The organism is Gaetbulibacter aestuarii, assembly GCF_039537665.1.
GTDB lineage: Bacteria > Bacteroidota > Bacteroidia > Flavobacteriales > Flavobacteriaceae > Gaetbulibacter_A > Gaetbulibacter_A aestuarii.
This window is the reverse complement of sequence record NZ_BAABAY010000001.1, coordinates 1529902-1543983: the sequence shown is the minus strand read 5'-3', so window position 1 is coordinate 1543983 and position 14082 is coordinate 1529902. Positions and strand designations below refer to the sequence as shown.

The 14082-nt window shown below is 37.2% G+C and carries 8 protein-coding genes and 1 tRNA gene; 5 read left to right on the top strand and 4 right to left on the bottom strand.

All coding sequences use genetic code 11. From position 1 onward, the window contains the following. Positions 1–149: 149 nt before the first annotated feature. From ABD682_RS06905 to ABD682_RS06895, 3 genes are all read right to left on the bottom strand, one after another. Positions 150–1031 (bottom strand): hypothetical protein, encoded by an 882-nt coding sequence (locus tag ABD682_RS06905; RefSeq protein WP_344740366.1) that lies wholly within the window; start codon positions 1029–1031, stop codon positions 150–152. A gap of 54 nt (positions 1032–1085) precedes the next feature. Beyond that, on the bottom strand, positions 1086–1751 hold the full coding sequence (locus ABD682_RS06900; protein ID WP_344740365.1) for a DUF6799 domain-containing protein: 666 nt from the start codon (positions 1749–1751) through the stop codon (positions 1086–1088). A gap of 121 nt (positions 1752–1872) precedes the next feature. After that, on the bottom strand, positions 1873–3393 hold the full coding sequence (locus ABD682_RS06895; protein WP_344740364.1) for a T9SS type A sorting domain-containing protein: 1521 nt from the start codon (positions 3391–3393) through the stop codon (positions 1873–1875). 311 nt (positions 3394–3704) lie between these two features. Here ABD682_RS06895 and ABD682_RS06890 point away from each other — a divergent pair, with 311 nt between their 5' ends. The 4 genes from ABD682_RS06890 (at position 3705) to ABD682_RS06875 (ending at position 11360) form a co-directional block, all read left to right on the top strand. Further along, the gene (locus tag ABD682_RS06890; protein ID WP_344740363.1) at positions 3705–4385 is read left to right on the top strand and encodes a response regulator transcription factor; all 681 of its coding nucleotides are present in this window, start codon (positions 3705–3707) and stop codon (positions 4383–4385) included. Next, a complete protein-coding gene (locus ABD682_RS06885; RefSeq protein WP_344740362.1) occupies positions 4382–5761 on the top strand; it encodes a sensor histidine kinase in 1380 nt (459 codons plus the stop codon). Before ABD682_RS06890 ends, ABD682_RS06885 begins: the two co-directional genes overlap by 4 nt. Before the next feature lie 106 nt (positions 5762–5867). Beyond that, on the top strand, positions 5868–10196 hold the full coding sequence (locus ABD682_RS06880; protein WP_344740361.1) for a CusA/CzcA family heavy metal efflux RND transporter: 4329 nt from the start codon (positions 5868–5870) through the stop codon (positions 10194–10196). Between the two features lie 12 nt (positions 10197–10208). Then, a complete protein-coding gene (locus ABD682_RS06875) occupies positions 10209–11360 on the top strand; it encodes an efflux RND transporter periplasmic adaptor subunit (protein ID WP_344740360.1) in 1152 nt (383 codons plus the stop codon). Positions 11361–11591: 231 nt separating this feature from the next. Here the strand turns inward: ABD682_RS06875 and ABD682_RS06870 are convergent. Continuing rightward, positions 11592–11666, bottom strand: a tRNA-Pro gene (locus ABD682_RS06870). Between the two features lie 120 nt (positions 11667–11786). Here ABD682_RS06870 and ABD682_RS06865 point away from each other — a divergent pair. Then, positions 11787–14072 (top strand): TonB-dependent receptor domain-containing protein, encoded by a 2286-nt coding sequence (locus tag ABD682_RS06865; protein WP_344740358.1) that lies wholly within the window; start codon positions 11787–11789, stop codon positions 14070–14072. The last annotated feature ends 10 nt before the right edge of the window (positions 14073–14082 follow it).

Here is a 14082-nt window from a genome sequence, read left to right as displayed (position 1 = left end):
AATTAAATAGTTGGCACACAAACCTTAAACAGCAATAATACTGTAGGTTTACAGCCTTTTTCAAATGTAACCATACACTTAAATGGAATAAATGACACCAGTCAGTTTGGGGGAAAATCACTGGTAATAGTGATAAATAATTGTGGGGTTTAAAACTTATATTTCACACCTAAAACGATATAAAAAACATTTTCTAAATCTTCCTCATAAATCGTAGAATCCACGGTTAGAGTTGCCGGATTTTGAGGTATTACCAAAACAGGCATTCCGTACACTGTTATAGGGTCTGAAACATACCAAATTGGAAGACTAAATTCTATAGCCATCAGATCGAAGCTATCACGTTCATTGAGCACTACGGTTGAAGTTGTCGTGGTTGTCTGTCCTGTTCCTTTTCCTCTACCACTTCCAAAACGGTTGTATATATAGTATTGTTCATAGAAATTTTGAGAGCCAAAGTAAACACCTACTGCAGGTGATATTTGAAAATCACCACTTATACTTACAAAATCATGACTAATTTCAGGGTTCAAAATAAAGTCTGAACTCCCGCCATTGTTGAAAAATGTGATAAAGGTAAGTGACGTGGTTAAAAAATTAAAATCATAACGCGCCATAGCGGTTATATCAGCTTCAACCTCAGAGATCACATTATAACTATCATTGTTGAAAAAATATTTAGTGAAAGAGATATCTCCGCTGAATTTATCTGAAGAAAAATCAAAACCTAAGGTTCCTAAAAATAGATCAACTCTACTTTCATTGGATTTGGTGAGGTATGATAAAGATCCTGTAACATAAAAACCACTTTTATTGTGGTATGTAAGTGTTGGAAAAATATACGGTGCTGAAATGGAATCTTTTCTACCCATATAAACAGCATCACTAATAAAATTTAAACCTACCGAAAGATACGAATCCTCACTTGTGGTCACTTGTTTTTTGGTTTCTGATGTATTTTGCCCAAAAAGAAAAGGACTGCCAAAAAAAGCCAACATCAAAAAGACTATTTTAATTTCAAAGGGTTTCATAACTAAAAAAATTAAAAAAGGGATTTTATAACTAAAATCCCTTTCGTTGTTTATCTAAGCACCAGCGCGTTTGGTTTGTTTTTTTACCTGGGGCTTTATTTGCATTTTATTTTTGATGGTGGATTTCTTATTTATCATTTTTCGATATTGGAATGTATTCTTATACATTTCACCGTCCATATTCAAACATTCGCCATCTTTTAATTGCATTTGTTTACGATCTCTGGTTTGATAGGTGCCATCAGGATTCACTGTAGTACCATTATTGAGTCGCATTTGCTCTGTGATTTTAAATTGTGACTGATTTTGGATTTGATAAGCTTCACCATCAATCATTGCAACTTGAAATCTGTTTTGGTTACGTTCCTGGATCTGATTTGGTGTTAATCCTTTGTTCTCTTGTTGAACTTTGTAACGATATTGATATTCGTTACGGTATTTAACACCATCGTTATCAAGACATTCTCCATCTTGTAAACGTAATCTTTGACGATCTTTGGTAATGTAAGTACCGTCTGGATTTACGACTGTCCCGTCATCCAACACAATTTGATCTTGAAGACGAATTTGATCACGGTCACGAATTTGCAACACATCGCCGTCTACTAACATAACACGATCCTGATCCTGATCACGATCTCGATCCTGTAATTTATCCTGAGCAACTAGGGTTGATGTTCCCATTAATAATAAGGTTCCTAATAAGAGTATAGGTTTCATAGTGGTTTAATTTAAAAATTAATAATGGTGTAAAAATAAATCCGGCCTCTAACCCGTGAAATGATTTCCATCAGTTACCATAGATAACACCAATGCCTGTAGCGGAAATAATAAGTTTAATCTAAGATTTTATTATTTTTTTAACAACCGTACCCGAACCGGAACTTATCTTAATCAAGTAAATTCCGGGAGGTAAATACCTTATTGAAATAAGCTCTAAACCACTATTTAAAACCTGAATTTGATTTCCCCAAAGTGAATAGATCTCAACTTTAGTTAATGGAATTTTGGAGTCAATACTTAACCAATCTGATGTTGGATTTGGGTATACCGCAATTTGTTTCTCTAAAAATGGGTTGTGAATTCCTAAAACTTTATTTTCCACACCCGGCGACGCATAAATAGCAGTGCCGTTATACATACCAAAATAGGTTGTGGAATTCTGCCAGTTACCGGGATCTGTATGGTCTGAAAGAGGATCTATCAATTCCATGGAATAACCGCCACCTGCAGCTCCGGAAGGCCAGGGCAAGCCAATACCATAAGTAAGAGAATCAATTTTTACACCGGAATGGTGTTCTGTATTTGTTATAAATATAGCCTCGGGTTCATCATTACTTAGGTTGGCACCATGCCATTGGTAGGCAGAAAATCCAAAGAAACCGGAAAAGGCGGCAGCATCTTTGACTGTTACCCAATAGGATTTTGGAGGCATTGTAATTTCTGGTAGTTTTCCGCTTGCAATTCCTCCTTTTATCATTAAGCCACCAAGTTCTATGGGCTCTTCAGTATAATTATATAATTCTAAAAATTCCAAATGATCATTTTGCCCTGCGGGTGGTTCATCATACATAATCTCGGTAATCACTAAGCCTTCCTTGAGTGGATTATAAACCAGGGTAAAACTTCTGGGCTCCATAATATTCCCCACCAAATCCTCAACACCTGAGACCAATAGGTTGTAATACTTACCTATTTTAATAGGAATCGATAAATGCAAAGACACCAGATCTGGTTTCGAAAAACTAACACGCTCCACAAGTGGTGTAGCATTCAAAAATATATAATGATCAGGGTTTAATGCCGATGCTCCTAACGGCTCACTAAATTGAATATTCACTTGATTCACATCTTTAACAGAGGGTTCTGCCACCAGTGGTGGAAATATATCCTCAGGAGCAGCATAAATGGTAACATCATCAATAAGAATTTTTGCCGCAGTTCCGGATTTTGCACCGGCCTTGGCTAAAAATCGTAAAACAACTAAAGGATTATCAAAGGTATCCGGATGAAGTGCAAATAAAAATTCCGTAAACGGCATATTCATGTTAGGGAAGCCACGGTGGTCAGTTCCCATTATAAATTTGGGACCAAAGGTTTGGCCTCCATCCAGGGAGATCATCATGTATAATTTTACATGCTTCATAGCGCCGGTAGCCACTGTAGCTAACCAAAAGTCAGAAACCACATGTTCCAAACCTGTAAGATCGAGGTCTACCTGGGCAATAATTTCAACTTCTTCCTCATCTTCACCTTCTTCAACTATAGGCCACAAACCTAAAGACTGAACGCCACTTTTAGCATTGGAGTTTTCAAAAAACAACCTGGTTCCATCCACAAAATTCCCAAACCAATTATGCATAAAATAAACGTTTGTCCCTTCAGAAAGAGTCACGTTTTCAAACCCTTCATAATAAGGAAAACGACTAATTTGACCTGGTGACTGATTATAGAAAAAGCACAGAAAAATTGAAAGTATAAATTTTTTCATGAGTGCGAATATTAAAGATTATTATCTTGTATTGTAAATCATTAAATAACTTTTGAAATGGAAGTTTTTAATTCATTAAGGTTATTTTTAGGTTCGAAATGTGCAATGATTTTGGTCAATTTTTAATGAAATCTTAAGGCAGGTATTTTGATTTATTCAAATTAATAATCAACTTTTGTAACATGAGAATTCTTATTGTTGAAGACGAACCCGGTATTTCAAACTTTTTAAAACAAGGTTTAGAAGAAGAATCCTATGTGGTAGATGTCCATGAAGATGGTAACGCAGGTTTAAAATCAGCACTAACCGGAACCTACGATCTTCTCCTATTAGATTGGATGCTTCCGGGTCTGAGTGGTATTGAAATTTGCCAGGCTTTTAGAGAAAAACATACTGAAACACCCATTATTTTTTTAACCGCAAAAGATACCGTTGATGAAACTATTCTAGGGTTGAAATCTGGCGCTAATGATTATATTAAAAAACCGTTTCATTTTGAAGAATTATTACAACGTATTAAGGTGCAGTTTCGAAATACCGCAAGAGATGAAAAGGAATTTAAAATAGGAGACATTACTTTGAATACCGGCAATCACAAAGTTTTTAAAGGGTCGGAAGAAATTTCATTAACACAGAAAGAATTCGCATTATTAGAGTATTTAATGAGACATAAAGGCCATGTTTGCGAACGCACTCAGATTATAAAAGATGTGTGGGACATTCATTTTGAATACAATACCGGTGTTATTGATGTATATATCAATGCCATTAGAAAGAAGCTCCAACTTAATGAGACAAACTATATTGAGACCATTAGAGGTATAGGTTATATTCTTAATGAAACTCAAGAAAAAATAAAATGAATTTAAGTTTTAGAAATAGAATTGCCTTGTATTACATGATCGCCACAGCGATTATCGTTGCCATTATTTTTGGAGTCGTATATTTTGTGGTTAAGAATTCTATGTATGATAACCTGGACAAAGATCTATCCTTTGAAGCTTCAAAACACGCCGGAGAACTCCAGTTACAAGGCGATAAGATCACCTTTTTTAATAAAGCCGAATGGGAAGAAAACGAGCACCGCGAGATTCAAATAAACCCCGTATTTATTCAGATCGCTGATGCCAATGGTAAGACCATGGATAAATCACCAAATTTAAAAAATGATGAATTACCCTTTAAGGATGCCCAAAGCTACGGCCTTCATTTTAATACCTTTTTGAAGGACAAAGCTATTCGGCAAATTCAAAAACCAATACAAAGCAACGGTGAGACCAAAGGGTATTTAATCGCTGCGATTTCATTGGAACCTTCGATTATGGTTTTGTTGAATCTCAGAAATATTCTGATTATATCCTATCTGCTTTTACTTTCTGTGCTTTATTTTATTTCCAGATATTTAGCCGGGCGAAGTATTATTCCGGTTAAAAACATCACCAATACTACCAATCGGATCACCAAAAATAATTTGAATGAACGGGTTGCTTTACCTGAATATCAAGATGAACTCTACGATCTTTCTACGGGTATCAACAAATTACTGCAACGCATTGAAAATGCTATAGAACGCGAGCGCCAGTTCACTTCAGATGCCTCGCATGAATTGCGAACGCCTCTGGCTACTTTACGAGGTAATTTGGAGGTTTTGATCCGGAAACCTAGAACCCAACAAGAGTATGAAGAAAAAATAGACTATTGTCTCTCAGAAATTGATACTATGTCTGATACTATTGAACAATTATTACTCCTTGCTCGCCTGGATTCTTCACAGGAGCAAATTAACGAAGAGCAAATTTCTCTCAACATCTTGATTAATGACATTCTAAAGCAACATCAAAATGATATCACCATCAAAAACCTTAGGGTTATTTTTGAAAATAAGATTCGGGAAAATATAGAGCTTCCCAAATATTACGCAACGCTTATTTTAGACAACATCATTTCGAACGCTATAAAATATTCTAAAAACAAGCAAACCATTCAAATTATACTTTACGCCTCAAAAAGGCAGGTGATGTGCAAAATCCAGGATGAAGGTATTGGTATAAAATCGGAAGACATTCCTAATATTTTCAATCATTTTTTCAGATCTGATGCCCTGAACCACAAGAGTATTACTGGCAATGGTTTAGGACTTTCCATAGCTCAAAAATCAGCTGAGTCTATAAACGCTGAAATTGAGGTAAAAAGTGAGCTTGGAAAGGGATCTATCTTCATTGTTTATTTCAATAAATAGCATTTTTAATCTTTTTTGCAATCTCATTTTTAAGCAAATCTTAAGGAAGATTTCGCGTTTTTTTTGTGCCCTGAATATAAATTTGTGATGCACTAAAAAAACAGGCATGTTAGAGAAAATCATTCAATATAGTATCCATCATAAGCTTATTATTTTTCTATTTGTTTCAGGGATTGTAGGTTTTGGAATATATTCGTTAACCAACATTCCCATCGGTGCTGTTCCCGATATTACGAACAATCAGGTACAGGTTATTACAACTTCAAGAAATCTTTCAACAGAAGATGTCGAAAAATTTCTAACCTATCCAGTAGAACTAGAAATGGCAAATTTGCCTGGTGTAAAAGATATTCGATCTGTTTCTAAATTCGGATTATCCGTTGTAACCGTTGTTTTTGATGATGATTTAGGCACGTATTTACCAAGGCAGCTCATTGCGGAAAAAATAAAGAATGCTAAAGAGAAAATTCCTGAAGGCTTCGGAACACCTTTTATGGGGCCGGTATCCACAGGTTTAGGAGAAATTTATCAATATGTTATTGATGTCGATCCTAAATATAAAGACCAATATTCGTTAACTGACATTCGAACCATCCAGGATTGGATCGTCAAACGACAACTCTCCGGTATTCCCGGCGTGGTTGAGGTAAACACCTGGGGCGGCTATTTAAAACAATATGAGGTTGCGCTAAATCCTGAACAATTAAGAGCCTTAAACATTTCCGTTTTTGACGCTTATGATGCCATTGAAAAAAATAACAGTATCGCTGGTGGAAGTTACATCGAAAAAGCCAACGAAAGTTATTTTATTCGTGGTGAAGGTCTGGTAAAAACTCTGGAGGACATTCGTAATATTGTAATCACTACCAGAGATGGTATTCCTGTTTTGGTAAAAGATGTGGCGGATGTAGGCTTTGGGAAGGCCAACCGATTTGGCGCAATTACCGGTAATGGTGAAGGCGAAAAAGTATTAGGTCAGGTCATGATGTTAAAAGATGCGAATTCTAATGCCGTGATCAATGCCGTTAAAACTCGTGTAAACGAGATAAAATCCTCTTTACCACCCGGCATCCAAATCAATCCATTTTTAGATCGTAGTGAACTCATTGCAAAAACCACGACTACCATTGCAGAGAATCTTATTCTTGGTTGCCTTATAGTTATTTTTGTAGTGGTGCTTCTTTTAGGAAACCTCCGTTCAGGTTTGGTTGTGGCCTCGGTTATTCCCCTATGTTTATTATTCGCACTGTCATTGATGTATATATTTGGCGTAGATGCTAATTTGATGAGTTTAGGAGCCATCGATTTCGGGATCATCATTGATGGTGCCGTTATTATTGTAGAATTTATTGCCTATCAGATCACGAGTCAGCGTTCTAAATTATTGAGTTTACCAAAATCCGAAAAACAAGGTTTAATAGACAATATTACCTTTCATGGCGCTTCAAAAATGATGAATTCTGCCGTATTCGGGCAACTTATCATTCTTATCGTTTTCATTCCTATTTTATCTCTGGTAAATGTTGAAGGAAAAATGTTCCGTCCTATGGCACTGGTATTCTGTTTTGCACTTATAGGTGCCATGGTGCTTTGCTTTACCTATATTCCTGTGATGGCATCCATCTTCATTAAACCTACAGATCCTAAAAAGAAAACGATTTCATCGAAATTGATAACCTTTTTAGAGGACAAATATCAACCCACCATGGCATGGGCGCTTCGTAAAAAAAGGCTGGTATTGGGGCTCGCGCTATCGCTTTTAATAATTACCCTTTTGATTTTCAAAAATATGGGTGGTGAATTCGTGCCTACACTGGATGAAGGTGATTTTGTAATTCAGCCTTATTTAAAAACCGGGACCTCACTGGGTAAAACCGTTGCATTAACAACCCGTATGGAAAATATCCTGAAAACCTTTCCGGAGGTAGATCAGGTGGTCACCCGAATAGGTGCAGCTGAAGTTCCAACAGACCCCATGTCGATGGAAGAAAGTGATGTAATCATCAAACTAAAACCAAAAAGCGAATGGGTTTCTGCCGATACAAAAGACGAACTCGCCAGTAAATTCAAGGAAAAACTCTCCGAAATACCCGGTGTGGAATACGAGTTCACACAACCCATCGAAATGCGCTTCAATGAGCTTATTACCGGTGTTCGCGCCGATCTGGCTATAAAGATCTTTGGTGAGGATCTGGACGTTTTATACAAGAAAGCGCTAGAGGTTGAAAAAGCCATTCAGCATGTTCCGGGAGCAGCAGATATCTCCGTGGAAAAAACTGCCGGACTACCTCAAATGTCCGTAAAATACAACCGTAAAAAGATTGCAAAATACGGGTTGAATATAGAAGACCTAAACAAAATTATAACTATGGGATTTGCAGGACTACCGGCAGGAACCGTTTTTGAAGGGGAAAAGCAATTCAATCTCGTAGTTCGTTTTGACAAAAAACATCGAGAAAATATCCAAAATCTGGAAACCGCATCCGTACTCCTTCCAAATGGACAAAGTGTTCCTCTAAGTGAATTAGCAGAAATAAGCTATACCAAAGGTCCGGCTAAAATTTCCCGAGACAACACAAAACGACGCATTGTGGTGGGTGTGAATGTAAGAAACCGAGACCTGGAATCCGTGGTGAAGGATGTTCAAAATATCGTAAACACAAAAATAAATTTACCGGTAGGTTATACGGTGAGTTATGGTGGTCAGTTCGAAAATTTAAGAACGGCATCCGATCGTTTGAAAATTGCCATCCCAATAGCTCTGGTACTCATTTTCATCTTACTTTATTTTGCCTTCGATTCTGTAAAAGAAGCCTTGATGATTTATTCAGCCATTCCGCTTTCTGCAATCGGAGGGGTGCTACTACTCTATTTTAGAGGCATGCCTTTTAGTATATCTGCAGGTGTTGGTTTTATAGCACTTTTTGGAATTGCCGTTCTCAACGGCATAGTACTTATTGAAGAGTTCAAGGAACTTAAAGCGCACGGCGTTCAAAACATTAATAAACGTATCCTTATGGGAACAAATAATAGATTACGACCTGTATTGCTTACTGCGGCGGCAGCAGCTTTAGGTTTTTTACCTATGGCAGTCTCAACGTCGGCCGGAGCGGAAGTACAACGACCCTTGGCTACTGTTGTTGTTGGCGGACTTATAAGCGCTACAGCACTTACCCTTATCGTCTTACCTGTTCTTTATGCTATGTTCGATAGAAAGGGACATCCTCCGAAACTAAAACGTAAAAACAAAAAGCTTTTAGGTTTAGTGTTGCTATTGATTCCGATGTTTGGTATTTCTCAAAATCAAACGATCACGGCAGATCAGGCTGTTCAAATTGCAATGGAAAATAACAAAGGTTTGAAAGCTGCGGAAAACCAGGTGAATCAATCGAAACAACTGCAGGGCAGCGCCTGGGACATTGATAAAACCGAGATCTACTATCATTACGACCAAAATAATCTAGCTGAAAACGGTTTACCTTTAAAAATTATTGGAGTGAACCAATCCTTTAAATTTCCAACCATTTATAGGACTCAACACCGGGTTGAAAAACAAAAAACGGAACTATCTCAAAAAGCTTACGAATTAAATTCTCGTGAATTGAAAAAAGCCGTTTACAAGGCCTATTATAATGTGGTTTACAGAAAACACGTAGTTTCACATTACCAATATCTCGATAGTTTATACCGTGTTTTTTCGAAAGCCGCGAATCGACGTTTTGAGTTAGGTGAGACCAATTTATTGGAGAAGCTTACAGCGGAAAGCAAGCAAAAAGAAATTTCTTTACTCCTAAAACAAAGTGATGAGAATCTTGGTAAAGCAAACCTGAATCTGAACCAATGGTTGCAATCCGACACCATGTATGTTGTCCCGATCCAGCCTTCTCCACTTCTGGAAGTAAAGCCCTGGGATGTATTGCAGCACCCGGAAATCCAGTATTTAGAAACCGCTAAAAATCTCTCGGAATCCAAACTTTCATTAGCGCGCCAGCAGTTGCTTCCGGATATTAATCTAAATTTTTTTCAGGGAACAAATGATGGATTAAATGCTAAAACGTACAATGGGTTTCAGGCCGGTTTGGCTATTCCGCTTTGGTTTGGTGCGAACAAATCGAAAATAAACGCGGCCAGGACAGAAACTATGATCAAAGAAGATCAGTATGAAAATTACAGGATTCAGCTGAAAACCAAATATCAAAGTTTGAAGGCCGATCTTAAAAAATATAAAGAGGCTGTAGATTATTATAACAGCACCGGAAAATCACTTTCAAAAGAATTAACAAAAACAGCTTCAAAAGCCTTTCAAAGTGGTGAAATTGATTTTCTTCAATATGTTCAACTTTTGGAAAATGCCAGAACTATTGAGATCAATTACCTGGAAAACTTGCATCAGTATAACGAAACGGTTCTAGAATTAAATTATATAACGTATTAAGGTATGATAACCATGTTAAAACAAATAAAATATAAAGTTCAAAGTGCAGGAATATTAATTGGACTTTTGGTAGCACTTTCCTCTTGCAATTCAGAGAAAAAACAAGATGTTATTGAAATCAATAATTCCGGAGCTCAAGAAGAAAACCTGGTGTCCATTTCAAAATCGCAATTTGAATCCTCTGGTATGGCCTTAGGAAAAATCTCAAACCAAACCTTTTATACCACGGTGAAAGCCAATGGTATGCTTGATGTACCGCCGGAAAACAAAGCTTCGGTAAGTGCCTATTTTGCCGGTTATGTGAAGGATCTCCGCTTGCTACCGGGTGATAAAGTGAAAAAAGGACAGGTTTTATTTACTCTGGAAAATCCAAATTATATCCAAATGCAACAGGATTACCTTGAGGCCAAATCGAAATTGGATTTTTTAAAATCAGAGTACGACCGCCAAAAAACCTTACTCGCAGAAAATATTACCTCAAAAAAGAGTTTTTTAAAGGCAGAATCGGACTATCGCGTAACGCTTGCGCAATACCAATCCTTAGAAAAGAAGTTAAGATTAATGAACATAAACCCGAGTACTTTAACCGGCGCCAATTTAACCTCAGCAATTAAAGTATACGCCCCTATTTCAGGTATAGTTACAGATATTGAAACCGCTCAGGGGATGTTTTTAAATCCTTCGGATGTGGCTTTGATCATAACAGATGGCAGCCAGTTGCATCTCGAACTGAAGGTTTTTGAAAAAGATCTGCCTTCAATTAAAGAAGAACAACCAATTAAATTTCATTTACAGGATAGTGATAGCATTTATGAAGGTGAAGTACACCTCATCAACAAAAGTATTAATACTAGAGATCGCACTATTAATATTCATGGCGATTTAATACATATGGAGGATGCCAAATTATTTGCACCGGGCATGTATATTGAGTCTGATATTATTACCTCCAGCCAGAAGTTTGATGCCTTACCGAGTGAAGCCATCGTAAATGTAGAAAATGCGAATTATGCTCTGTTAAAAACAGGTGCTACCAGCTACAAAAAAGTGCTTATACAAGTGGGTATAACCTCAAATGGTTACACGCAGGTTTTAAACGCTAAGGATTTTGACGCGGATGTACAATTTGTAACAATGGGGGCTTTTAATTTGATTACGGATTAGGTAAAAAATTCTTTAAAATAAAAAAGCCAGTAATCTGATTGATTATTGGCTTCTCTTTGTCGGGGTGGCAGGATTATTGGCATGATCCTGATTATGAGGTTGGTGCTAAAGTGAAGCCGGCACCATTTGATGTTTATGTCTTTTTGATTTATTCCATTAATGAAAGTTATCACTTTCAACATTTCAAAAATAAAAAAGCCAATAATCAATCAGATTACTGGCTTCTCTTTGTCGGGGTGGCAGGATTCGAACCTGCGACCTCCTGCTCCCAAAGCAGGCGCGATAACCGGGCTACGCTACACCCCGAATTGGTTATCCTTAGCGGGGTGCAAATATACTTTTTTTATTGTTTTCTCCATACCGATTTACAAAAATATTTTAGTTTTTTGGTTAGATTTGCAACCTTTGATATAACCTCCACTATGAATGCCTTTTAAAGTCAAATACATTTTTATCCTTTTAGTTTTTTCAGGTTTGAATTCAAGCTTTGCTCAAAAGCTTATTACCGGTAAGATTGTTGATGCTGTAAATGGAACGCCATTACCCTTTGTAACCATTTCTTTGGATAATAAAAGTATCAGCTATGCTGACGCTAAAGGAAATTTTTCTCTAGATCAAGCGGGCGAATATCAATTTGAATTACTGGGTTACGAGGGGAAAAAAATGCTTTTAGAATCCGGCGAATATTATGTTATTCAACTGGATCTAGACCCCTCCCAACTTGATGAAGTCCTGGTAAGTTCAAGTCAAATTCCTGAAAGACTGAAAAAGGCTACCGCTTCAGTTGCTATTATTTCTGAGACTGATATTCAGCGAAGTAATATCTTGAATTTTGACAAGACCTTAAACCGTGTTCCGGGAATTTTTATGCAAAGCGGTGCTTTAAATACCAACAGAATTACCATCCGAGGTATTGGAGCGCGCACGCCATTCGGTACGTCTAAAATACGTGCCTATTTTAAAGATATTCCATTAACAAACGGCAGTGGCGAAACCAATATTGAAGATTTTGAATTGGGTTCCATTGCGAGATTTGAAATCGTGAAAGGTGCCGCCTCCAGTATTTATGGCGCAGGATTAGGAGGCGTTATCCGTTTAGAACCTGAAAATGCTATTTTAAATCGATCAGATGTTCAAACTGAATTTACAGTAGGTTCTTTTGGACTCCTTAAATCAATGACCAAGGCCAATGTTGGTTTTAAGAATTCAGCCTTAAAAGCCATTTATAGTCATACCTCAAGCGATGGTTACCGGGAAAATAATAACTACGACAGGCAAACCTTTACATTAAGCTCCGACAATTATCTCAACAAGTCTAATCAACTCACTTTTTTTGGGAGTTTTGTGCATCTTAAAGCGTTCATTCCAAGTTCTGTTAATGAGGATACTTATTTAAATCATCCGGAAGCTGCAGCGTTTACCTGGAAACAAGCGAAAGGTTATGAAGATGCAGACCGCTTGATTGCCGGACTCTCCTGGTCTCACGATTATAATCCTAACCTTAAGCAACTTACAAGTGTTTTTACAAGCCTGAGAAAATCCTATGAACCCAGACCGTTCAATATTTTAAAGGAAAATACCTCAGCCTTCGGATTACGAAGCCGGCTTCTGGGACAAAGCAAATCTTTTAAATGGACCTTAGGTGGGGAACTATTTCACGATTGTTACAACTACGCCACCTTTGAAAATTTATATGAAGATTATCCTCCCGGAACCGGTAGCGTTCAGGGTAATGAATTATCCGACTTTAGAGAGCATCGCTATTATTATAACGCTTTCGCGGAAGTTAATTTTGAAGCCTCCAAAGATTGGACTATTTCTATGGGAATGAATCTGAATCAAATCGCTTACACTTTAAAAGATCGTTTCCCGATTTCAACGGAAAACCCCGATCAATCCGGAAATTACACCTACAAAACGATCCTTTCACCCAAATTGGGAACCTCCTATCTTATTAATGACAATATCAGTATTTTTTCCAGCGTGAGTCATGGTTTCTCACCTATTTCATCAGGCGAGACCTTATTGCCGGACGGCCAAATAAATACCAATTTAAAACCCGAGACCGGTTGGAACTATGAAGTAGGCTCCAGAGGTGCATTTTTGGAAAATCGTCTGCAATACTCCATATCATTATTTAGATTGGCCTTAAAAAATCTTTTAGTAGCACAACGAACAGCGCAAGACCAGTATATTGGTCTCAATGCCGGAAAAACGCGCCATGATGGATTGGAACTAGGTTTATCTTATCAATGGCTAAATTCTGAAAAATCGCAGCTCAATTCGCAAATAAGTTATACCAAGAATCAATTTACGTTTCGAGAGTTCATAAATGATGGAAACAATTATTCAGGTAATGATCTTACCGGTGTACCTTCAGATGTCTTTAACGCGATCATTGATTTTGAAACCGCGTTCGGATTATACGGAAATCTTAATTATCAACAGGTTGGGCAAATTCCAATAACAGACAGTAATAGTTTATACTCGAAAAGCTACAGTTTAACTAATTTAAAATTAGGGTTTAAAAAAGCCATTTCCGGATCCTTAAATTTCGATCTGTTTTTCGGGTTGAATAATATTTTCGACACCAAATACGCTTCTCAAGTGCTAATTAACGCCACAGGATTCGGCGGCAGCGCACCACGTTATTATTACCCGGGAAATCCGGTAAATTATTTCACAGGAATTCAATTGAATTATTCTTTTTAAATTTACGTTC